We start from the raw sequence: 23,501 nt of genomic DNA, 5'->3' as shown, positions 1-23,501 counted from the left end.
GAGATTTATAACACACTTTCATATCGATGCCCGAACCTACTATGTGTAAGTTCGGGCATTTGTGTCTTATCGTATAACCCGTATCTTCACCATGGACGACACCAAAAACTTCTGGCAACGCCTCTTCAAGCGTAACCGCAACGACTCCCCTCAATCGGAGGCCGAAAAAGAACACTCCCTGAGGGAGCAACTCGAGTCTCTGGCCTGCAACGGCATCTTCTTCGATTTCGATAAAACAAGTCAGGTATCGCCGTGTCAATCCAAATTCGGAGGCCGTCCCGCCCTGCCGCCGAAATGGAAATGGCCTCACTACACCGATGAATACGGCAACGAGACAGCTTTGCCCTTCCTCCTGCAAATCAACTGCGAAGAGCTGGCTCCCTACGACACCGACAACCGGCTGCCGCACGAGGGCATGTTCTACCTCTTCTACGACCTCATCAACCAGCCGTGGCTCAACAGCAAAGGGGCCAAACTGCTCTACACCCCCACCCCGGCGGCCGAGCTCACCCCGACCGAATATCCCGACCAACTGGCCGAGGCTCAACGCCTCTACGAGATGGGGCTCCGGTTCGGCAATCAACCTTCGGCTCCCGGCTGGGACGACTATTACAGCCTCATGGGATACGACCAAAACACCTATGCCTACACCGATTGGGACCTCATCGAGAAGCGGCTAGAGAGCTGGGGTTACACCCACCCCGAATCGGCAGGCCAGATGCTGGGCTATGCCCAACTCATCCAGAACGGCATCGCCGAGGTGTGCGAGTCGAGAGCTAGGGGCGACAAGCCCGAGAGCTATACTACCGAGTCGGCTCGCGAATGGGTACTGCTGCTGCAACTCAACTGTATCGAAGAGCCCGAGGTCGACATCTCCTTCGGCGACTGCGGCAGCCTCTACTTCTACATCAGACGGCACGATCTGGAACGCGGCGACTTCGGCCAGATTCAGTTCGAGATGCAATGCTATTGACCATCCGCCCCCTATACTAAACGAGGAGCGAGCCCGGGTGACATCCCCCCGACTCGCTCCTCGCTTCTATTCGTTCCAATTCGTCCCTGCCTACTTGGCCGGCTTCAATGCCTCCATGATGGCGGCTTCGAGCTCGTCGGCCAGTTCGGGATTGTCTTCTACACACTTCTTGGCGGCATCGCGGCCCTGACCCAGTTTGGTATCTCCGTAGCTGAACCACGAACCGCTCTTCTTGATGATACCCTTGTCGACACCCAGGTCGATAATTTCGCCCGAGCGCGAGATACCCTCGCCAAACATGATGTCGAACTCGGCTTTGCGGAAGGGAGGTGCCACCTTGTTCTTCACCACCTTCACACGAGTCTGGTTACCGATTACCTCGTCGCCATCCTTCAGCTGGCTGATGCGGCGAATATCGAGGCGCACCGAGGCGTAGAACTTCAGGGCGTTACCACCCGTCGTCGTCTCGGGGTTGCCAAACATCACCCCGATCTTGTCGCGCAACTGGTTGATGAAGATACAGGTCGTGTTGGTTTTGCTGATGGTGGCCGTGAGCTTACGCAGGGCCTGCGACATCAGGCGGGCCTGCAGACCCATCTTCGAGTCGCCCATATCGCCCTCGAGTTCGGCCTTCGGTGTCAGAGCCGCTACCGAGTCGATGACCACAATATCGACCGCCGACGAACGTATCAGCTGGTCGGCAATCTCGAGAGCCTGCTCACCGCTATCGGGCTGCGAAATCCACAGGTTCTCCACATCCACACCCAGCTTCTCGGCATAGAAGCGGTCGAAAGCGTGCTCGGCATCGATAATGGCGGCGATACCACCCGCCTTCTGGGCCTCGGCAATGGCGTGGATGGCCAGCGTGGTTTTACCCGACGACTCGGGACCATAAATCTCGATGACACGTCCGCGCGGATAACCGCCCACACCCAGCGCCGCATTCAGCGCAATAGAGCCGGTGGGAATCACGGCCACCTCTTCGACCGAGTCGTCGCCCAGTTTCATGATGGCGCCGCGACCGTAACTCTTCTCGATTTTATCCATAGCCGCTTGCAGAGCCTTCAGTTTCTCCGAAGGCACCGGCACCCGCTTCTTGGCACCGGCAGCAGCTTGAGCTTGTTGTTGTTCTTCCATAATCTTCCTATTTTTTATTTACTTTTTCAAAATCTGGGCGGCGTGATTCTTCGTGTCTACCTTCTCGATAACATCGGCTATCACGCCATTCTCGTCGATGATAAAGGTGGTGCGCACGGTACCCATGTAGGTACGGCCGGCCATCTTCTTCTCGCGCCACACCCCGAAGGCCTCGTTCAGCTTCAACTCCGTGTCGGCAATCAGCGGGAAGGGCAACGACTGTTTCTCGATAAACTTCACATGCGAAGCCTCGCTGTCCTTGCTCACGCCCACCACGGCATAACCGGCCGACTGAAGGTCGGCATAGTTGTCGCGCAGGTTGCACGCCTCGGCCGTACAGCCGGGGGTGTTGTCCTTGGGATAAAAATACAGTACCACTTTGCGACCGGCGAAGTCGCTCAAACGTATCTCTTTGCCCGATTGGTCCACGCCCAATACTTCGGGGGCTTTATCTCCTGGTTTCAGTGCCATAATCTTTTCTATTTAATTCGTCACACAAAGATAACTATTTTTCCCCTCCGTCAAAAACCGATACCGAAATATCCGTTCCCGCTTCGGATATGACAAAGATAGCAACGCACTTGCGCATAAGAGATGCACAGGTGCGTTAATATACGTTTATTATCTAAGAAAAGAGATACCGCTGGAACAACCGGTCTCCCCACCTCCCCTCACGACTGCTTCTTGTAGGTGAGGGCCGCCACGGCGTTGAAGAGCCCGGCATAGCCCACCAGGGCGAGGTACTGCGGCCACAGTTCCACAATCGAAGCCCCCTTGAGATAGACGGCCCGCATCACCTCCACAAAGTAGCGGGGCGGCAACAGGTAGGTGATGGCCCGCGCCCAGGCGGGCATCGACTCGATGGGGGTGAGCAGTCCGCTCATCAGCACAAAAATCATGATGAAGAAAAACATCACAAACATGGTCTGCTGCATGGTCGACGAGCGGTTGGCGATAATGATACCCAACCCCGACATGGTGAGGATGAAAAAGAAGGCGGCCAGATAGACCGAACCGACAGAACCGGCCGGAACGAGACCATAGACCCACCAGGCCAGCAGCATGGCGAGGGTGAGCACCACGAAACCGATTATCCAGTAGGGGATGAGTTTGGCCAACGTGAAGAGGAAGCGGCTCACCGGGGTGACATTTATCTGCTCGATGGTGCCGAACTCCTTTTCGCTCACCAGATTGATGCCGGGCAGGAAGCCGCAGATAAGCACCAGCAGGATAATCATCAGCGCCGGCACCATGAAGTGCTGATAGTCGAGTGTGGGGTTGTAGCGATTCTGCACGACAAAGAGGTCGGTCGCCACCACGGGCATCTGCTCCTGCTGCAACTCGGCCAGGGCCTGCCGCACAATCTGCACCATGTATTGCGAGCCCAGAGCCCCCTTCAGCGCATTGGTACCGTTCACATCGATGCCGATGCGCCGGGGCGAACTCCCGGCCAGAGAGCGCTCGAAGTGCTCGGGAATGGAGAGTATCACATCGGCATCGCCCTCCTCGAGCGAAGCATAGGCCGCCTCGTAGCTCTCGGTCACACTTTTGAGGCTGAAGTAGTCCGACGACCGTATCTTCTCGACAATCCGGCGGGAGGCCTCGGAGTGGTCGTTATCGACAATCGACACCCCCACATGGCGCACATCCATCGTCGCCACCCACGGGATGACCAGCATCACCAGCAGGGGGAACACAATCACCATCTTGGGCATGAAGGCATTCCGCATGAACTGACGGAACTCCTTTTCCAGCAAAACGAGCAAGGTCCTTCTCATCACGATTCGAGTTTATCGTTAAACTTCTTCAAGGCCACAACCACCAGCACCACCGTCATGGCCAGCAGGATGGCACTCTCCTGCCACACGGCCACAAACGGCTGCCCGCCAATCATCAGCTTGCGCACCGCCTCGATATACCACCGGGCCGGAATCACACACGAGAGAGCCCGCAGGATACCGGGCATATTCTCGACCGGGAAGAGCATGCCCGAGAGCATGATGACCGGCAGCATGAGCAGCATACCCGAGATGAGTATTGCCACCACCTGCGTGTGCGAGACGGTCGAGATAAAGAGTCCCAACGCCAGCGAGAGCACCAGATAGAGCAGCGAAAGCCCCACCAGCCCCACCATCGAGCCCGACATGGGTACCCCCAGCACGTAGTGTGCCAGCAGCAGAATGGTCGCCAGCGCCAGACACGACAGCAAAAAGTAGGGAATCATCTTGGCCGAGATAATCCAGATAGGCCGCACCGGCGACACCAGAAGCACCTCCATCGTGCCGCTCTCCTTCTCGCGCACAATCGAGACCGAAGTCATCATGGCACAAATGAGGATAAAGATAAGCCCCATGATACCGGGCACGAAATTGTACGAACTCTTCATCTGCGGGTTGTAGAGGATACGCACCGCCGGGGCCGAACCGGCCGCCACCGAACCGTCGCCCAGGAAAGCCTGTTGCAGGTAAATGAGGTCGGTACCGGCATTGTTGGGATTCGAGGCATCGACGACAAACTGCACCGCCGCCTCGTCGATGGCTCCGACTGCAGCCCCTTCGACCAGACGGTCATAGTCATCGGCAAAGACCACCACGGCAGCCGCCTGCCCGCTGCGCAACACCCGGTCGATGCGCTTCTGGTCGATATACCCCTTGAACGAAAAGTAGGGGTTGGCATTCATGCGCTCGATCTGCTGCCGCACCGCCTCGGTACGGTGGGGTGCCACGGCAAAGAAGGGGATGTTGTTCACCTCGGTCGAGATGGCAAACCCGAAGAGAAGCACCTGCACCACCGGCATGAGCAGCACGATGAGCATCGTGCGCCGGTCGCGCAGAATATGCAGGGTCTCTTTCTTGACAAAATGTAAAAATCCGCTCATACTACTCACTCCGTTTTGCTCCTCGGGCCAGAATCCTGAACACTTCGTCCATCGACTCGGCCCCAAACTCTCTCTTCAACTCGGCCGGTGCACCCAGGGCTTCTATCTTGCCGTCGACCATAATCGACACCCGCGAGCAATACTCGGCCTCATCCATATAGTGCGTGGTGACAAATACCGTCGTACCGCCTGCCGCCGCCTCGTAAATCATCTCCCAGAACTGACGCCGGGTCACCGGGTCGACCCCACCCGTGGGCTCGTCGAGAAAAACCACCTCGGGCCGGTGCAGCGTAGCCACCGAGAAGGCCAGCTTCTGCTTCCACCCCAGCGGCAGCGAACCCACCAGCGTATCGGCCTCGCTCCTGAAGTGCAGCCGGTTGAGCACCGATACCGTGCGGCGCAACGTCTCGTAACGTCCCAAGCCGTAGATGCCGGCATAGAGGCGTATGTTCTCGCGCACCGTGAGGTCGTCGTAGAGCGAAAAACGCTGGCTCATATAGCCGATGTGCCGCTTGATCTGCTCACCCTGCGTCATCACGTCGAAGCCTGCCACCCGGCCGCTGCCCGAGGTAGGGTAACTCAACCCGCACAACATGCGCATGGCGGTCGTCTTGCCGGCGCCATTGGCTCCCAGGAAACCGAAAATCTCGCCCCTCCGCACCTCGAAGGTGATGTGGTCGACGGCCGTAAAGTCGCCGAAGCACTTGCACAAATCCTGTACCGATATGATTACGTCGTTCATCGTTGCATCAGTTTCATAAATACATCTTCAATCCCGGCCTGCACCGGCTCTACCGTCACCGCCTTGAACCCTCGCTGCCGCAACTGCCGCTCGAAGGCCTCGGCATCGAACCCCTCGGCCACCACCAGATGATGGCTCGCCCCGAAGGGATAGCACTCCTTCACCCCGTCGGCCCGGCGCGCCTCGAGCAGCAGCCCGTACATGTCGCTGCCCGAGAGGGCATAGAGCGGCTCGTCAAACTGTGCCACGATACCGGCCGGGGTGTCGATACCCAACAGATGCCCGTTGTCGCACAGGGCAATGCGGTCGCAACGGCACGCCTCGTCCATGTAGGGGGTAGAGACCAGTATCGAGATACCCTGCCGCTTCAGGTCGAAAAGCATGTCCCAGAACTCCCCGCGCGACACGGCGTCGACCCCCGTGGTAGGCTCGTCGAGAAAGAGTACCGAGGGGCGGTGTATGAGGGCACAGCAGAGGGCCAGCTTCTGTTTCATACCTCCCGACAGCTTCCCGGCCCGTCGTTTGCGGAAGGGCTCGATTTGCCGGTAGATGGGGGCTATCAGGTCGTAATTCGCTTCCACTTTCACGCCGAACAGGGCGGCGAAAAACTCGAGATTCTCGGCCACCGACAGGTCGGGATAGAGCGAAAAGCGCCCCGGCATATACCCCACCCGCTTGCGTATCTCGCGATATTGGGTCACGATGTCGAGCCCGTCGACCGTCGCACGGCCCTCGTCGGGGTCGAGCAGCGTGGTGAGCAGGCGGAAGAGCGTAGTCTTGCCGGCACCGTCGGGCCCGATGAGACCGAACAGCTCGCCCCGCCACACCTCGAAGGTGATGTGGTCGACGGCCGTCAGGGTACCATACCGCTTGGTGAGCCCCGCTATCTCTATGGCATTGGGTGTAGTCATCGCTGTGAGATTAAGGATATGAGATTAAGATAATGGATTATTCGGGGAGACGCACCTCGCCATAAAGCCCGATTTTCAACCAGCCGTCGTTCTCGACCGCAATCTTCACGGCATAGACCAGATTGGCCCGGGTGTCGCGCGTCTGAATGGTCTTGGGGGTAAACTCGCTCTCCGAGGCTATCCAGGTGATGCGCCCGGGATATTCGCGCTGCTGGTCGTCGCCGAAGTCGGCCACCACCGTCACCTCCTGCCCCACCTTCAGACGGGCCAGTTGGTCCGAAGTGAAGTAGGCCCGCAGATAGAGGTGGCTCATGTCGGCCACCTTCATGAGCGGACGCCCGGCGGCGGCCAGTTCGCCCGCCTCGCCATACTTCACCAGCACCGACCCGTCGATGGGCGAAGCGATGCGGCACTTGGCCAGACGGTCCTCGACCTGAGCTATCTGCAGATCGATGGCCGAGGCATTGGCATCGAGCGACGAGGTATTGTTCCTGAGACTGGAGAGCAGAGCCTCCAGCTGTCCGTTCAACACCCGTATCGAAGCGGTGATGTCGTCGAGCTGCTTCGTCGTAGCCGCCCCGTCTTTCAACAGGTTTTCGACCCGGCTGCGCTCCCGCTCCTGCTGGGCTATCTGGCTGCGCAGGGCCGCAGCCTGCTTGGCGATGTCGGGCCGGTTGCTGTGAATCGAGGCCCGCTGCTGCTCGAGTTGCAGCTTCTGCAAATACAACTGCACGGTATCTATCGCCCCCACCTGACGACCGGCCGTGAGGGTGTCGCCCTCCTCGACGTCGAAATAGAGAATACGACCCGTCGCTTCGGCCGAGACCACCACCTCGGTAGCCTCGAAAGTTCCCGTCGCATCGAAATCGTTGCGGTTGCCACACGAGACAAGGAGCAGCGCCAACGCGCTGTAAACTGCAATCTGTTTCATCTTGTTCAGGATTTATCGGTTTATCGTATGTTTCAATTCGTAAAGCGTCTTCAGCAGTTCGATTTCGCGCATGCTGCGGGCCATCGAGGCGTTGGCCTCGTCGGTAATCTTCAGCAACAGATCGTGAGTATCGATTACCCCGTTGCGCAGCTTCGACTCGGCCGCCTCGCGCACCGACCGCCGCAGGGCCACGATGCGGTCGTCGTCGGCCAGAGCCCGGCGCAGACGGGCCACGTTGCCATTCTCCTGCGTACTCTGCAACTGGGTATTAAAGAGGAATATGTCGCGTTGCACCTCGACCTGCAGACGTGAGTTGCGCAACTTGTCGAGGTTGTTCTTCTGGGTATAGTAGGCCCCGAAGTTCCACGAGAGCTTCACCCCCAGCAGGGCGTTCCAGCTCCAATTGTCGTTCATCATGCCCTGCATGAAGTCGAGCCCGGGGTAGCCGTAATAGCCTTGGGCAAAGAGTCCCAATCGGGGCATCGAAGCCGACTTCACCAGCCGCTCCTGAGCCGCAAGCCGGTCTATCCGGGCGGCAAACAGCGAGAGTTCGGGCCGCTCGTTACCCCCCATCGGCGGCTCCACGACGGCAGGCCGCAACAACGTGCGGTCGCCCAATGCCTCGCCGATAAAGAGCCCCAGCATGCTGCGATAGCTCTCGCGCGACGCCTCGAACTGCCCCAACTGCTGCCCCACCGTGAGCAGCTCGGCCTCGAGCACATCGGCATCGCTCTGCATGGCCACGCCGTTGCGCTGCAACGCCTCGACCTTGGCCAGGTTGCTGCGCAGCAAATCCTGCGTGAGGCGGGTCTGGGCAATGCGCTCGTCGAGCAGCAGGATACCGAAATAGAGTTCGTCGATGCGACCCTCGAGCGTATACATTTCGACATCGGCCGTCGAGCGCTGTTCGGCCGCTTCGGCCCGCGCCATACTGCGGTCGGCGGCCGACTTGCCGCCGTCCCAGATAGTCTGGTTCAGCTCCAGCCCCACCTTGTACTGGTCTTTCTGCAAACCGGGCATCTCCAGCCCCTGCCGGGCCAGCATGCCGGTGAGCACCTCGGGGAAGGTGGGCACATCGGTCTGCCAGGTAGCCTGAGCCGAGATAGCCACCTGCGGAATCCACGCCCGGGCGGCATTGGAGAGGTTGTACGACTCGGTCTGACGTATCAAATCGTATTGCCGTATCTCGGGATAGTGCTCCCGAGCCATCTGCCGGCAATCGTCGAGCGTAAGTTGGGCCTGAGCCCCCACGAGGCCGCACCACAGCCCCAGGCATAAAACAACGACACGTTTCTTCATGGCTCTATTTTTTTATTCGACGCATAATTACTTCTATATTCTCGGCCTTGCGCATCTCGAAAAACTGGCTTCGGTCGGCGGCGACAGGGCCGAATACGGGTTCGATCAAAGGATAGGCGACAAAGGGGAAGACGTTGAGACAAACAATGTCGAGCAACAGATGGCGCACATCGATGGCCACGACCTCGCCCCGCCCGACCAACACGTCCATCTCCCGCTGCAGTTGCTGCATGAGCCCGTCGGCTATGCGCGAGATATTCTCGCGCATCACCTCATATCGCTCGGGACGCGAGAAGACCTCGTTCACGATGAACCGGGGCAAATCGGGATTCTCCATGAGAAAATCGAAATGGCTGGCTATCCCCCTCTTCAACCGCTCCAGCACCGGGAGGTCGGGCGTGCCAAAAGAGGCAAGTACCGACCGCCCCATCAGGCTCAGCTTGTCGGTGAGAATACGGTCGAAAAGCTGCTCCTTGGTCCTGAAATAGTAGTGGAGCATGGCATGCGTCACCCCGGCCGCCCGGGCTATCGACGCAGTCTTGGCTCCGTCGAATCCCTTGAGCATGAACTCCTGCTCGGCGGCCCGCAGTATCTCACCCTCAGTATCTTTTGTTTTCATTTCTGTACAAACAAAAAGGTTTAACAAAATCGTCTAACAAAATTGTTAGTTCAAATATACACATATTCCCATATAAATATCCTACGACCTCTTTCTTTTTTATTTTTTTAAGAATATTTACTGAACACCCCTGAACCGGATAGAAATGAAAAATAACCGAACGTATAGTTTTGAATCATTAAAACACAATTCTTTACCAATACAGGAATAACAGGCGGCAAAATGCCCCATAGTCTACACGCCCCAATAGTCCAAACGGAACATTCCGAGCAAATAGGACAAAACCAACCGGATATATTCGGCAAATATCTCTGTTCGACAACCGCACAAAAGCAGTCGAGGCCGCCCCGGATACCGGAGCGGCCTCGATGTCAAATAGCTTGACTGTATCTCTTACAGCTCGATGTCGCCGTTGAACACCTCGTGCCAGGGCAATCCCTGCTTGTTGAGCTGCTCCATAAAGGGATCGGGGTCGAACTCCTCGACGTTGTGAACGCCCGGCATGTTCCACTTGCCGGTGAGGAACATCATGGCACCGATCATGGCCGGCACACCCGTGGTGTAGCTTACGCCCTGAGCACCGGTCTCGAGATAGGCGGCGTGGTGGCTGCAGTTGTTGTAGACGTAGTAGGTCAACTCCTTGCCCTCCTTGTCGATACCGCGGATGCGGCAACCGATCGAGGTCTCGCCCGTGTAGTTCTTGCCCAGGTCGCCCGGGTTGGGCAACACGGCCTTGAGGAACTGGATGGGCACAATCTCCATACCGTTGTACATGATGGGCTCGATGCTGGCCATGCCGATGTCCTGGATAACCCGCAGGTGCGTGAGGTACTCCTGCCCGAAGGTCATCCAGAAGCGGGCCCGCTTGAGGGTGGGATAGTTTTTCACCAGCGACTCCAGCTCTTCGTGATAGATGAGGTACGACTCCTTGGGACCGATGTTGGGATAGGTGAGCGGACGGTGAATTTCGTGCGGCTCGGTCTCAATCCACTGGCCGTTCTCGTAATACTTACCCTTTTGAGTCACCTCGCGGATGTTGATTTCGGGGTTGAAGTTGGTGGCGAAAGCCTTGCCGTGGTTACCGGCGTTGCAGTCGACGATGTCGAGATAGTGCATCTCCTTGAAGTAGTGCTTGGCGGCATAAGCCGTATAGACGCCGCTCACACCCGGGTCGAAACCGCAACCCAGGATGGCAGTGAGGCCGGCCTGCTCGAAACGCTCGCGGTAGGCCCATTGCCACTTGTATTCATACTTAGCTTCGTCGAGCGGCTCGTAGTTGGCCGTGTCGAGGTAGTTGACCCCACAGTGCAGACAGGCATCCATGATGGTGAGGTCCTGATAAGGCAGAGCCACGTTGATGACAATATCGGGCTTGTGCTTCTTGAACAGAGCCACCAGCTCGTCTACCTTGTCGGCATCTACCCGGTCGGTCACAATGCGTTTGTCGCCTATGGCCTGGGCAATCGCATCGCATTTAGACTGCGTGCGGCTGGCCAACACAATCTCGGTAAATACATCGGGGTTCTGCGCCACCTTGTGCGCTACCACCGTTCCAACGCCACCGGCGCCGATAATAAGAACTTTTCCCATTATATCTGTTGTTTTTCTTTTTGAATTATTCATCCTTGTCGGTGTCGGCCGTCAGGTCGAGCACCTCTTTGTCGCCGCTCTTGTCGAAGTATTGCTTGCGCAGCGGAGCGGCCGAAATCTCCTTGTGGAACTGGCGGTTGTGATAGACATCGAGCGCCAGATAGAGGGCGTGGCGGAACGACTGCTCGTCGGCCTTGTTCTGCCCGGCAATATCGTAGGCCGTGCCGTGGTCGGGCGAAGTGCGCACGACGGGCAGCCCCGCCGTAAAGTTCACACCGTCCTCCATGGCCAACGCCTTGAAGGGGGCCAGACCCTGGTCGTGGTACATGGCCAGTACACCGTCGAACTGCTTGAAGTGGCCCGTCCCGAAGAATCCATCGGCCGGATAGGGACCGAAGCAGAGCATGCCCTTGCCGATAGCCTCCTGAATGGCCGGCTTGATGATGTCGTTCTCCTCGCTGCCCAGCAGACCGTCGTCGCCGGCGTGGGGGTTGAGCGAAAGCACGGCAATACGGGGCTTCACCACGCAGAAATCCTGCTTGAGCGACTGTTCGAATATGCGCAGTTTCTCGAGGATGGCCTCTTTGGTAATGGCCCCGGGCACCTGCGAAATAGGCAGATGCGTAGTGACCAGAGCCACCCGCATCACCTCGTTGAGCAGAATCATGAGCGACTTTCTGCCACGACCCAGCCGCTTCTCCAGATACTCGGTATGACCGGGGAAGTCGAACTTGTCGGAGTGGATGGCGTGCTTGTTGATAGGTGCCGTCACCAGCACATCTATCGTGCCGGCCTCCACATCGGCGGCAGCCCGTTCGAGGGCAGCATAGGCAGCCTCGCCGCCTACGGCCGTAGCCTTGCCTATCTCTACCTTCACCTCGTCGTCGACGCAGGTAATGAGGTTTATCTTGTTGTCATCGGCCATCGAGGCATCGGCCACGATGTTGAAGTTGACGGCCGGTATGTCGAGGGCCTTGCGGTGATAGGCGGCCACCTTGGCCGAACCGTAAACCACCGGTGTACATATCTCGAGGATGTGCGGGTCGGAGAGGGTCTTGAGAATCACCTCATACCCTACCCCGTTAATATCTCCCTGGGTAATACCCACTTTTATCTTATGTTCCATATATGCTTTTTTTTGACTTTCTTACTGGACCGCAGAAAAAAATTTCGGCCCACTAAGATAAGAAAAATCCCCGATATACATCGCTGCCGGGGACTACTTTTACACCTCGGCCCCTATTTGCGCTCTTTCTCGGCTGTCGAGAGCATGCCGCAGGCGGCAAATATGTCCTCTCCGCGCGAAGCCCGTATGGTGGCTGTCACACCGTGCTGGTTGAGGCGGTCGCGGAAGGCCTCCATCGACCGGGCATCGGAGCTCTTGAGGTTCACCCCCGGGATGGCGTGGAAGCGGATGAGGTTCACCCGGCAGTCGAGCCCCTTGAGCAGACGGGCCAGCGCATCGGCATGCACCAGGTCGTCGTTGAATCCGTTGAAGAGGATATACTCGAACGAGAGACGCCGCTGGTGCGAGAAATCGTACCGACGCAGCAGGGCCAGAATGTCGTTCATGTGGAAGGCCTTCTCTACGGGCATAATCTGAAGACGCTCATCGGGATAAGGCGAGTGCAGACTCACGGCCAGGTGGCAGTGGCTCTCGTCGAGGAAACGACGTATGCCGGTCAGGTGACCGATGGTCGAGACGGTGATGCGCTTGGGACTCCAGGCAAAACCCCACTCGGAGGTAAGAATCGTGAGGGCCTTCATCACCTCGTCGAGGTTGTCGAAGGGTTCGCCCATGCCCATAAACACCAGATTGGTGAGCTTGTCGCTATGCTCGACCGAGAGTATCTGGTTGATAATCTCGGTGGCCGTAAGGCTGCGCTTGAACCCCTGCTTGCCGGTCATGCAGAAGCTGCAGTTCATCTTGCACCCAACTTGCGACGACACGCACAGGGTGGCCCGGTCGCGGTCGGGTATGTAGACGGTCTCGACAAAGTCGTTGTCGCCCACACGGAACAGGTATTTGACCGTGCCGTCGACCGACCGTTGCGACTGCATGGGCTCGGAGCGCCCCACGTCGTAGCGCTGCGACAGCTGCTCGCGGTGGCGCAGCGAGAGGTTGGTCATCTCCGACAGGTCGCACACTCGCTTTTCGTAGAGCCACGAGGCCATCTGCCTGGCGGCAAAACGAGGCATCCCCGCCTCGGCCACCACGGCCTGCAACTCCTCCCAGGTTTTTCCCAACAAATGTTCTTTTTCCATACGCCTCGATGGGTTGTGTGATACAAATACAGAGTGCGTGTATCGAGCCCTCTGCTACGATATACGCACTCTGTGTGTGGTCTTATATCGAACGATTCGTCTCGATTAGAAGAAACGGATCATCGTGTTTTCGATGTCGGCTTTGTCGCGGAGCACCTCCATCAACCGGCTGTTGATCAGGTAGGTGTAGTTCTGCTGCAACTTGCGGGTCTCGGCCTGGGCATCGAAGGGTTGTTCCGAAACCGTCTTGTCGGTAACGGTGAACACATACACGCCTCTTACACCTTTCACGGGACCTACGAGCTTACCGTTCTCGGCCGTGGGAGCCAGAGCGCTCAATACCGGTTCGTAACCTACACCGGCAATCGAGGGCGACGAGAACGACACGAACTTGGCGCTATCGACCTGGGATTTCATAGCCTCGGCATAACCGGCCAGCGTGGTGATGTTCTTGGCCTTGAGGTCGGCAATCATCTTCTCGGCCTTCTTGTCGTTGCGAATCTGGATGGAAAGCATGTCTTTCACCTGATCGAGCGGAGCATAACCCTCTTTGGTTACGTGGTCGAGAGCGGCTACGACAAACGCATTGTCGAGCGTAAAGATTTCGGACACGGCACCTTTGTCGGCATTGAAGGCCCAGCGGATAGCCTGACGGGCATCGTTGAGACCGGGCAGCGAGTAATCCTCGGCACTGCACTCATAGCTGTTGACCGTGTAGCCGGCCTCTTTGGCAGCGGCGTCGAACTTCTCGGCCGTATTGTTGGTAGCGCTGTACGACGACAGTTGGTTGTAGAGAGCCGTGTGCGTCTCGGTGCTGGGGTTCACGGCCAGTACGTAAGCGGCCACTTTGGCTTTCTTCACGGGAGCGGTGCGCGACAAGATTTGAACAATGTGCTCACCACCCAGGCTTTCGGCCTTGAAATAGCCGTTACCGGCCTCGCCGAATACTTTGTTGATGAAGGGACGACCTACGCTGACAGCCATCTCCTCGGTCAGCCAGATTTCGTCGTTGCCGTTGAACTTGGGCGAAAGCTCGGCAAAGCTGCCACCGTTGTTCAGTACGTTGAGCACGCTATCGATTTGGGTCGAACGGGGTTGGAACGAAAGCAGACGCACCTTGATCGAGTCGGGGGCTACCTTGGTATCCATGAGACGATACATCGTATAGGTGTCGTTCTCAAACTCGAGCGGCGACGATTCGCCTACGGCAGCCGTCTGGGCAAACTGTTTCATCTTCTCGGGCATGGACGAAACGGCTACGAAACAATCGTCGTAAGCCTCGTCGGAGTTATTGGCCACGAAAGCAGCCACGTCGTTGGTCGTGGCGAATACGTTCTTGTTCATCTCTACCTTCTCCTTAGCCTTGGCATAGTCGTCCTGGCTGGGCACGATATTTACCGTGATGTATTTGATACCACGGCGCTCGGGCATCTTGTAGAGCTCTTTCACCTTGTTGTACTCGGCCTTGAGTTCGCTGTCGCTGATGGCGATAGTCGAGTCGGCAATTGCGGTATAGGGTTCCAGCGCATAGGCGATGTTGGCCGAAGTCTTACCCTCGGCATACGAGTTCTCGAGATCGAGCTTGTTGGGCATGATGGCGCGGTTCAGCAGGTTGGCAAACTTCTGGATGGCGCGATCCTCTTTCACCTGTTTCTCGAGACGGAGCCACATTTGACGCTGGGGCTCGATTTGGGCCAGTTGCTCGGGCGTGGTGTAGCCGTGAGCCTCGGGGTCGAGAATCACCTGCATGAAGTTGAGCAGACCTTGACGGTCGAACACTCCGGTTTGGGGATTGGTGAAATACTGACGTACCATCGGCGAGATGTTGTCGCCGGTCAGCAGGTCGGCCAACTCTTCTTTGCTCACTACGATACCCAGTTCGTCGAGCTCTTCGTTGAGCAATATTTCGTTTACCATTTGGTCATAAACCTCCTGGTTGATACGCGATACATATCCTTCGGGCAAAGACATTCCGCGTTGAGCATACATCTGTTGCAGCTCGTCGGTACGAACCTTTACGCGCTCCTGAAATTCTTCGACTCCGATATTGGTCCCGTTCACGACGGCGACTTTGCTTTGATTCATGGCGTAGAAGGTATGCCCCGAATTGAGGAAGTCCCCTACGATAAAAGCGAGCAAGGCGACTCCGATGATTACCACGAGCAAACCTGCTTTACTTCTGATTTTGTTTAACGTAGCCATTTGTTACTTTGTATGAATTTTAGTTTTATATTTTATTATTTTTTTATCCTCTTTTACTAAGGGCACGAAGATACAAAAATTTGAATTTATCTCGGCACAGAATAACTAAAAAAAATATCTTATTTCTCTATTTTCATGCGCACAAGCTCTATTTTCGTAGCCTTGCGACGTAAAATCGTAAACCGATAGTTCTTAATCTCTACCGTCTCGCCCAGGCGGGGCAGGGTCTGGTAGTGGTACAGAATGTAACCGGCCACGGTCTGGTAGTCGTCCGACTCGGGGATGTCAAGCCCGAACTCTTCGTTGATGCGCCCGATCTCCATGCGGCCCGAGAACTCGTACTCGTCCTCGCCCACCCGACGGGCCACGAGGTTCTGCGTGTCGTGCTCGTCCTCGATGTCGCCGAAAATCTCCTCCACCAGGTCTTCGAGAGTCACCAGTCCGGCCGTACCGCCAAACTCGTCGACCACGATGGCCAGGCTCTTCTTCTGCTGCATGAGGTTGCGCATCAGCTTGTTGGCCAGCATGCTCTCGGGGGCAAAGACCGCCGGGCGAATGCTCTTGCGCCAATCGTCGTGCTGGCGGAACATCTCCGACGAGTGTATATAACCCAGTATGTTGTCGATGTTTTCGCGATAGACCACCACCTTCGAGATACCCGTGCTCACAAAGGTGTGGAGCAGCTCCTCGTCGGTCACCTCGTCGATGTCGACCGCCACGAGCTCGGTGCGGGGTATCATGCAGTCGCGCAGGTGCACGTTCGAGAAGTCGAGGGCATTCTGGAATATCTTCATCTCGGGCTCTACGGGAGCCTTCGAGTCGCTCTCGTCGATACTCTTCTGGATAAACGAATCGAGCTCGATCTTACTCATCAGCGTGTTGGTATGGTGGGCTATCCGCACCCCGGCCATACGCATCACCCCTTTCGAAACCATCGAGGTGAATTTGGAGATGGGATAGAGAATCACATAGATAAGCCACACGAGCGGGGCAAAGAATCGCATCGTGGCGTTGGGGTCGACACGGAAGATGGTCTTGGGCATGAACTCGCCCACAAACAGAATGAGCAGCGTGGAGATAAGGGTCTGCATGAGCACCACGAAAGCCTCCTGATCCCACACCAGCGCGATGACCGGCTCGAGCAGGGCGGCCATGCCCATACCGTAGATGACCAGCGCGATGTTGTTGCCCACCAGCATGGTCGAGATAAACTGCTCTTCATTGCCATAGAAGAGGCTCAGCATCTTCGACAGCAGCCCCTTCTGTTTCATATCCAACTCGGCCCGCACCTTATTCGACGACACGAAGGCAATCTCCATGCCCGAGAAGAAGGCCGAGAAAAGCAACGCTATGATAATGATTACAATCCAATTCATGATTTTTTCATTTGTTTGGCACGCACGGCCGGTACAGGCTTCGGCTTCACGCTATCGGTCCGTGCCGAGTCGGCGGCGACAGTGTCGCGCTTGATGGGGAATATGCCGCTCGTGCGGCGTATGCGGTAGCGGGTCATCTGCTCGTTCGAGTTGAAGCCGTAGCCCTCGATTACCTCGTCGGGGGTCTCGATGTGGATAAACGAGTCGGAGTAGATTTCGCGCTTGCGCTGGTCCCAGAATATCTGCGAGGTGAGGAACACCTCCTGCTTGGTATTTTCGATGCGTACGTTCTTGTCGAGACGCCACAACTGCTGATTCTTGAAATAGGTGGCCGTATCGCCCTGGATGAGGGCCTCAGTGGCGAATACCGAGTCGAACTTCTCGACATACAACCCCTTCGGGAAAAACCAGTAGGGCTCCTTGGCATTCTCGTAGATGAGCCACTCGGGGGCCTTGATGCGGTAGCGGGTAATACCCGAGTCGGAGATGAGCGTCTCTACACCGAGCGTGCGCAACGTGGGCACCTCCGAGACGTCGTCAAAGCCCTCGACTACCTCGTTTTTCGAGCCCGAGCAGGCACACCACAGCAGGGGGAAAGCCACAAAGCACACGAGCCCCCAGCGCGAAACGCGCAGAAACCACCGGTCGCTGTTCTTGTCTGTTGTCATTCTACTGAAACTATGTCGCAAAATTATAAATAGTTGCAGGGCACTCCAAATATTCCCGCAAAAATTATGCCTCTCCCCCCCAGGCTCCCGGGCTGTTCCCGCCTCGCCCCTCGCTGCCGGGCCGAGACAAAAAGAAGGGTCGCACCCCGTGGGGCACGACCCTTCGCTTCACTATGGTCAATGTTTTTTATTTCACGATGAAGGCTTTGTTCACCACACCTTGAGCCGTCGAGTATTGCAGCATGTAGCTACCACGCGAGAGGCCCGACACGTCGATGGTCGTGAGGGTATCGCTCACCTGGCCGCGCAACAGTTGCGTGCCGGCTACGCTGTAAACCACATATCGGCCCTCGGCCTCGGGGGTCTCCAGCGTGAGCACGTCGTCGGCAGGCACGGGATAGAGTTTCACGTTCTCGGCCAGTACCTCGTCGATGCCCGAGGTAGAGAGCTGCAGGTCGAATTTCTTCTCGTACGAGTTGCCGCTCTCGGGGTGGATAGCCTTGATATATACGGTTTTGTGGATAGCCTTGTCTTCGATCAGTTTCGTCGTGTAGAGCTTGCCTTCGCGCACCTCGTAGCTGGGTTCGGCATAACCGCCGCCAAACTGCTGCTGGCCTTTCAACTCAAAGTTATACTCGGTATCGGGCACATCGCTATAAACCGTTACATCGGCTACAGGCGTACCGGCAGGCGTACCGATTTTCACACGGGTCGTGCTCAGGCGAATGTCATACGGAGCCTCCGACAGGGGAGCCACTCCTACTACGGCACGGTGGTTGTCGGGGTAAGAACCTTGAATATCGTCGCCCAGGTTATTGAGGGTATAGAAACCGTTGTTCTGGCCACCCCAACCCCAGTTGATGTGATACTGTTCGAAGCCATCCCAACCGTCAAGGTTGAAGCAGTGACCCACCTTGTTACCTTCGTTTCCGGCATAGATTACGCAACGGCCGCGTTTCAGCTCGCTTTGCATCAACGTGTGCCAGGCAGCATCGCCACCGGGATAGGTATCGCGCGAATAGCATACGCAGGTTTCGGGGAAACCATAATAGGTCTTGAAGTAACCGGGAATGTTATTGGTAATGGCACCCGACCCCTCGGCGCTATACTCCATGTCGATGAGTACACCGCAGTGGTAGAGCAGACGAGCCACCTCGTCGTAGTTGTTGGCACCCGAGAGAATGGCATCCCAATCGTAGTCGGGCTCGTTATCGAAGTTCACACTCAATACCGTACCGGCCTGATTCGAATAGTACGATTTCGTTCCCGTACCACGCAGGGGATAACGTATAACCGAGAGTGCCTGCCCCATGGCCACAGCCACACAACCTACATAGGCACGGCCACCGGGGCCACCCGTTGCAGCCGGGCAATAGGCGTTATAAGGTACACCCTGGTTCCATTTCACCGGCACCAGCGGTTCTATGCGGTCTTCTCTGGCACGAGTTACCACATCGCCGGCCCAGCGATAGTGACGCTGCAAGGCGGGCGACTTGCGCGCCAACTTAATCTGATCGGTATAATCTTTCAACCAGCTTTGTACCCAGGCAGGCTGACAGTCCGACACATACTCACTGTCAAACGAATAGCCCAGCAACGGGTCTACCGTATCTTCAGCCGAAATCAAAGCCCATCCCCCTTTTTCAAAACGTACGATGTAGTACATGGGAACACCCTCTTGCGAAACGGTTTCTACTGTGGCATTTCCGCCTTTGAACGACGAGCCGCCACGCACGGTTAACAACTTGGTTGCGGTATCTACCGCGGTCTTCTCAGACACTACTGCTGCAAAACTTCCTCCAGCAAACGAGAAGAGCAGCATTACGAAAGCTAATAATCTATATTTCATAATCGGTTTTTGGTTTCGTTTTACAGATACACTTGTACAACGGCTGACAAAAATAGACATTTTCCCCGAAATCTGCAACACTTTAACAATTTCTATGTTTTTAAACATACAAAATGTTTCTTTTCCTCCCCCTTTTCAAACAACAACTATGCCAAAGTATACAAAAACAGGTCGGTACTTTTAGGTACCGACCTGCCTCATATAGGATTAAAGATTTCTGTTAGAAACGCTTTGCTTGCATATGTTTAACAGCAGCCTGAGCTTTCATTTTCTCAGCACCCGTCAAAGGTCTCAGTTGCGACCAGTCAACCTGGCGGGCATTCAGTTTCTTCAATACAGGAGCTGTGGCATTCATTCCAGTCGAAGGCGAAGATTGAATAGAGCCTTTCATAAATACAGCCAAGTTCCACAAGTCAATCCATCCCAAGCTAAAGTTCTCGTTAGTAGGATCATCGATATAGGCATAGTCGAATACATACAAACCGCACCAGCGATCGGCTACATATCCCGTAGAGCCAGAAGCAACGGTCTCTTTGAAGTTAACCCACTCAAAGACATCGGATTCACTCTCGGGCAGACCGGCAAAGCAAAGCAGGCCTTGAATGCCGCCATTCATAGGAACGATACCCATAGGCAACATATCGGCAATCTTGAAGTCATTACCCTCTACGACAGCCTCCAACGAGTTTTCTCCAGCGGTAAATGCCGAAGCTTCGAAATAGAAATTCTTGATGACTATCGTATCGGGATTATCCTCATGCTTCAATTCAAACTCGGTATCGAAGCCATAGGGCGTTTGACCCGGTTGTTTAGTGTCAAAGTCATATTGATAGAACAAGAAACCAAAGGTCCCCGTAAACTCACTGTCACCCGTGCTGCCACCCGGTACATACTCCCAGTAAGGAGCACCTACGAGTTGAGTCTCCTGGTCTACACCACCCTTCAGAGCAGCCGATTGGTTACCGGCACCGTCGACAAATGCTCCGGCAGCGAAGTCGAGGAATACATACGATTTAGCCTCGTTTGCATCGAATGCAACCGATTCGGGCAACGTAATGGTAACCGACTCACCGTTGATAACCACCGTTTCGATGGTACCGCTGGCATACGAGGTAAGGTCGCCCTTCGTCACGTTGTAGGTGATGGCACCTTCGCCACGAGTTACCGTCTCGTTATACGTAAGCGTTACCGAACGGCCATTGTTCGTAGCCTTGTAGAGGTTACCATCGGGTACACTTACCAGATAGGGAGCCTCGGTATCAGGCAGGTCGATGGTAGCCGAAGCTACGGCACCGCAAAGGCCATCCTTATTCGAAGCTACGGCATATACGTAGTAGGTCTTGCCTATTGCCTGATTGGTGAAAGATTTCGTTACGGCAGGCGTATCGGCAGCTTTCAGCAACTCGGCCCCTTCATATTTCTTCTCCAACAGAGTCTCGGCGTCGATGGTCTGAGCCTGGTTTGTTACGATGTAAGCATAGTAAACCGCACCCTCGGCCGGAGTAACCGTCAAGTTGAAGGCATCGATAGCAGTCTTCTCGAGAGCAACCGTCACCGACGGGCCATCGCCCATAGCTACCGGCTCGTAATCTTCAAACTCGGTGCAACCTGCCCCCATGAGGCAGATTGCTGAGAATAATCCTATAATATACTTTTTCATTGTTCTATATTTTTATCGTTTATTCAACTTTGGTCATTGTACAGGTCCGTACACCGGTCAGATAGCCTATTCTAGATCCATCCTGATATGCGACAGCCAAGACAGGCGAAGAGATCGAAATCGTACCGTTCGATACCTGTGCGGCAGTAGCTCCAGCACCGTTAAAGTCGAGTTGCAGCGTGTAAGTCGAATATGTACCCATATCCTGCGAACCGTTGATGGTAATTGTTCTGAAGTCTTCGCTTACGGTACCCATTACCGATTTGTAAGTAGCACCGCTCACCGTCGGAACAAGTTGCGTGAACCATACACGGTCTACATAGTCGGCATCTTTCTGTACCTCGCAAGTCCAGGTATATACGACACCCTCTTCACCTTCGAAAGGCGATTCACCTCTTACCGAATAAGTACCCAGGATACCGGCAGCAGCCAGCGGGTGGTCATCGTCGGCAATCGTTACCGAGGTGGTGTAGTTGGCACCCAGGCTGCAACCGCTGGGCGACGACAACCGGATATCGAAGCAAACATCGCCGTCGTAGGTCGAGTTGTCGATGGGTTCAACCGTAATGTATCCTACCAATTCACCCGTGCTGGTATAGGTCAGGGTCGTCGACGTATTTTTCAGACGATAGTTCACACCCTCCTTGGCGGCATTCTTGCCGGCATAGGCGGTCGTGTCGATTTCGAAATTCACCGATACATCGAGGGCCTTCGAAGCCACCAGCGATACCGGAATCTGGATCTCTTTATTGGCGTTCTCCTCGATAGTAGTCGAGGCATTGTCAAACGCTACGAAAGCGTCCTTGTCGCTGAACATAGGAGTCTCTACCGATTGGCACGATGCAAACAGCGCCCCTACAACAGCTACATATATAAATTTATTGATTTTCATAATTCTTCTCTATTAAAAATTATTTGCTCTGATATCCGGGGTTTTGAACCATATTCTTGTTGTTCAAGATATCGTTCTCGGGAATCGGGAATGCCCAACGGTAGCTGGGGAAAGGAATATCCTTCGTCGTGGGATCGAGGTCGTAGTCGGTACGGGTCAACGACCGTTGCAGACGTTTCATGTCGAAGTAAACGTGACCCTCGAAGAGGAACTCTTTGCGACGCTCGTTGAAGAGGTTATCAATCGTTACCTGGCTGTAGGCATTGGCACCACGGCTGGTAGCCACCTGGTTGAGGTCGTCGAGAGCCGTTACACCGCTAATCGTAGCACCCCGGTAGAGAGCCTCGGCACGAATCAGATACATCTCGGAGATACGGATGATAGGCACGTTGTTGTAGGCCAACTGACCCGATTTACCGGGATATTTGGTCGACCAGCGATAACCGGGATATTGCGGATTGGTTTTGGTCAAGCCCGTGTAGCGAACATCGTTCTCGTCGTAGAGCGAAAGCAGGTCGTTCGATACGCGCACGTCGCCATAACCGGCACCACCGGCAGCCTCAGGAGCGGTGAGGTAGTCGCCCAGGTCACTGCTCGAACCGTCGCTTTGCGAGATGTAAACCTCGAAGATAACCTCGCTGCCCGATTGGGGAGCTACATCGAGGCTGCCATCCCACATCGAAACGTAGTTGTTACCCGAGAGCAGTCTGAAACGACCGTTGCGGATTACCTTGTTGGCATAGTCGGCAGCCAGCTGCCAGTCTTCGTGAGTCAGATATACACGAGCCATGAGGGCTTGGATAACCGGCGTAGTAACGGTGGCAACCATATCTTTTACACCAGCACGTACATACGAGGTGCTCATCAGGCGCTCGGCCTCTTGCAGGTCGGGGATAATGAGGTTTTCGTATACCTCGGCTACCGTGCTACGAGCGGGACGGGCCGACAGGTCATCCTCCAGTACGATAGGTACACCCAGAGCCTCGGTTCCGGTGATACCTTTTTCCTTAATATAACCATAGGGTTGAGCATATACACGAACCAGATCGAAGTAGGCCAAGGCACGCAGGAAGAGGTTCTCGGCTTTCACGTTGTTGATTTGCTCGTCAGTCACACCCGCACGGTCAAATTTACCCTCGTTGATGGCGGTCAACACTTTGTTACAACCCAAAATGGCGTTGTAGGCACCGGACCACAAACCCAGCGTGCTGGTCGACGAGTAGTTCCATGCCGGCTCCTGGCGCATACGGCCCGTGTTTACAGGGCCTACCATACCATTGCCGCACATCACGTCGAAAGTGAGGGGGAACGTGGCACCATACCACGAAATAACGGCGCGGTAGTTACCGGCAGTAGCTCCGTCGATACCCGTAAAGGTAGAGAGAGCCAGTTCGTCCGATTGATCCATGGGCGGCTCTTTGGTCAAGAAGTCATCGCAGGAAGTAAGAGCCAGCGCCAAAACTGCTATCGATAAAAATATTTTTTTCATTGTCTCAATCTTTTTTTAAG

The 23,501-nt window shown here is 55.6% G+C and carries 19 protein-coding genes and 1 pseudogene; 1 reads left to right on the top strand and 19 read right to left on the bottom strand.

What is annotated here, in order from left to right; translation table 11 throughout:
• The first annotated feature begins 91 nt into the window (after positions 1-91).
• Positions 92-973 carry a YwqG family protein gene (locus Q1K76_RS00495; protein WP_300130242.1) on the top strand — a complete coding sequence of 294 codons (882 nt, stop codon included), beginning with the start codon at positions 92-94 and terminating at the stop codon, positions 971-973.
• Between the two features lie 90 nt (positions 974-1,063).
• On the opposite strand, the gene recA is transcribed toward Q1K76_RS00495, so the two are convergent.
• The 19 genes and pseudogenes from recA to Q1K76_RS00400 all read right to left on the bottom strand — a co-directional run bounded on the left by recA (position 1,064) and on the right by Q1K76_RS00400 (position 23,481).
• Complete coding sequence (gene recA, locus Q1K76_RS00490) at positions 1,064-2,110, bottom strand: recombinase RecA (protein WP_087408155.1); 1,047 nt, start codon at positions 2,108-2,110, stop codon at positions 1,064-1,066.
• An 18-nt stretch (positions 2,111-2,128) separates the two neighbouring features.
• Positions 2,129-2,581 carry a thioredoxin-dependent thiol peroxidase gene (bcp, locus tag Q1K76_RS00485; protein ID WP_087408156.1) on the bottom strand — a complete coding sequence of 151 codons (453 nt, stop codon included), beginning with the start codon at positions 2,579-2,581 and terminating at the stop codon, positions 2,129-2,131.
• Positions 2,582-2,781: 200 nt separating this feature from the next.
• On the bottom strand, positions 2,782-3,888 hold the full coding sequence (locus Q1K76_RS00480; RefSeq protein WP_298663405.1) for an ABC transporter permease: 1,107 nt from the start codon (positions 3,886-3,888) through the stop codon (positions 2,782-2,784).
• Positions 3,888-4,988 carry an ABC transporter permease gene (locus tag Q1K76_RS00475; protein WP_300130239.1) on the bottom strand — a complete coding sequence of 367 codons (1,101 nt, stop codon included), beginning with the start codon at positions 4,986-4,988 and terminating at the stop codon, positions 3,888-3,890. The genes Q1K76_RS00480 and Q1K76_RS00475 overlap by 1 nt, the downstream gene beginning before the upstream one ends.
• A gap of 1 nt (position 4,989) precedes the next feature.
• Positions 4,990-5,727, bottom strand: a pseudogene (locus tag Q1K76_RS00470) (ABC transporter ATP-binding protein); the annotation flags it as partial.
• Positions 5,727-6,641, bottom strand: a complete 915-nt coding sequence (locus Q1K76_RS00465) for an ABC transporter ATP-binding protein (RefSeq protein WP_258326526.1) — start codon at positions 6,639-6,641, stop codon at positions 5,727-5,729. The pseudogene Q1K76_RS00470 and the gene Q1K76_RS00465, both read right to left, overlap by 1 nt.
• Positions 6,642-6,678: 37 nt before the next feature.
• On the bottom strand, positions 6,679-7,572 hold the full coding sequence (locus Q1K76_RS00460) for an HlyD family efflux transporter periplasmic adaptor subunit (RefSeq protein WP_258326527.1): 894 nt from the start codon (positions 7,570-7,572) through the stop codon (positions 6,679-6,681).
• Positions 7,573-7,584: 12 nt separating this feature from the next.
• Positions 7,585-8,871, bottom strand: coding sequence for a TolC family protein (locus tag Q1K76_RS00455; protein ID WP_300130234.1), 1,287 nt, complete (start codon positions 8,869-8,871; stop codon positions 7,585-7,587).
• Between the two features lie 4 nt (positions 8,872-8,875).
• A complete protein-coding gene (locus Q1K76_RS00450; protein WP_300130231.1) occupies positions 8,876-9,490 on the bottom strand; it encodes a TetR/AcrR family transcriptional regulator in 615 nt (204 codons plus the stop codon).
• 393 nt (positions 9,491-9,883) lie between these two features.
• Positions 9,884-11,080: a saccharopine dehydrogenase family protein gene (locus tag Q1K76_RS00445; protein WP_087408165.1), complete on the bottom strand. Its 1,197-nt coding sequence runs from the start codon at positions 11,078-11,080 to the stop codon at positions 9,884-9,886.
• A 25-nt stretch (positions 11,081-11,105) separates the two neighbouring features.
• Complete coding sequence (gene pdxA, locus Q1K76_RS00440; protein ID WP_087408166.1) at positions 11,106-12,206, bottom strand: 4-hydroxythreonine-4-phosphate dehydrogenase PdxA; 1,101 nt, start codon at positions 12,204-12,206, stop codon at positions 11,106-11,108.
• Between the two features lie 113 nt (positions 12,207-12,319).
• The gene (gene rlmN, locus Q1K76_RS00435) at positions 12,320-13,345 is read right to left on the bottom strand and encodes a 23S rRNA (adenine(2503)-C(2))-methyltransferase RlmN (RefSeq protein ID WP_087408167.1); all 1,026 of its coding nucleotides are present in this window, start codon (positions 13,343-13,345) and stop codon (positions 12,320-12,322) included.
• A 105-nt stretch (positions 13,346-13,450) separates the two neighbouring features.
• Positions 13,451-15,547, bottom strand: a complete 2,097-nt coding sequence (locus tag Q1K76_RS00430; protein ID WP_300130228.1) for a SurA N-terminal domain-containing protein — start codon at positions 15,545-15,547, stop codon at positions 13,451-13,453.
• A 119-nt stretch (positions 15,548-15,666) separates the two neighbouring features.
• On the bottom strand, positions 15,667-16,923 hold the full coding sequence (locus tag Q1K76_RS00425; RefSeq protein ID WP_300130226.1) for a hemolysin family protein: 1,257 nt from the start codon (positions 16,921-16,923) through the stop codon (positions 15,667-15,669).
• On the bottom strand, positions 16,920-17,591 hold the full coding sequence (gene lptC, locus Q1K76_RS00420; RefSeq protein ID WP_300130224.1) for an LPS export ABC transporter periplasmic protein LptC: 672 nt from the start codon (positions 17,589-17,591) through the stop codon (positions 16,920-16,922). The genes Q1K76_RS00425 and lptC overlap by 4 nt, the downstream gene beginning before the upstream one ends.
• 187 nt (positions 17,592-17,778) lie before the next feature.
• Entirely contained in the window at positions 17,779-19,440 is a 1,662-nt protein-coding gene (locus tag Q1K76_RS00415; protein WP_300130221.1) for a C10 family peptidase, read from the bottom strand.
• A gap of 220 nt (positions 19,441-19,660) precedes the next feature.
• Entirely contained in the window at positions 19,661-21,100 is a 1,440-nt protein-coding gene (locus Q1K76_RS00410; RefSeq protein ID WP_300130219.1) for a hypothetical protein, read from the bottom strand.
• A 19-nt stretch (positions 21,101-21,119) separates the two neighbouring features.
• Positions 21,120-21,992 carry a hypothetical protein gene (locus Q1K76_RS00405; protein WP_300130217.1) on the bottom strand — a complete coding sequence of 291 codons (873 nt, stop codon included), beginning with the start codon at positions 21,990-21,992 and terminating at the stop codon, positions 21,120-21,122.
• 19 nt (positions 21,993-22,011) lie between these two features.
• Complete coding sequence (locus Q1K76_RS00400; RefSeq protein WP_300130216.1) at positions 22,012-23,481, bottom strand: RagB/SusD family nutrient uptake outer membrane protein; 1,470 nt, start codon at positions 23,479-23,481, stop codon at positions 22,012-22,014.
• Positions 23,482-23,501: the final 20 nt, after the last annotated feature.

It is taken from the genome of uncultured Barnesiella sp., assembly GCF_946496565.1.
In the GTDB taxonomy this organism is placed as follows: Bacteria; Bacteroidota; Bacteroidia; order Bacteroidales; family Barnesiellaceae; genus Barnesiella; species Barnesiella merdigallinarum.
The sequence above is the reverse complement of the archived record's forward strand: the minus strand, read 5'-3'. Positions and strand labels throughout refer to the sequence as shown.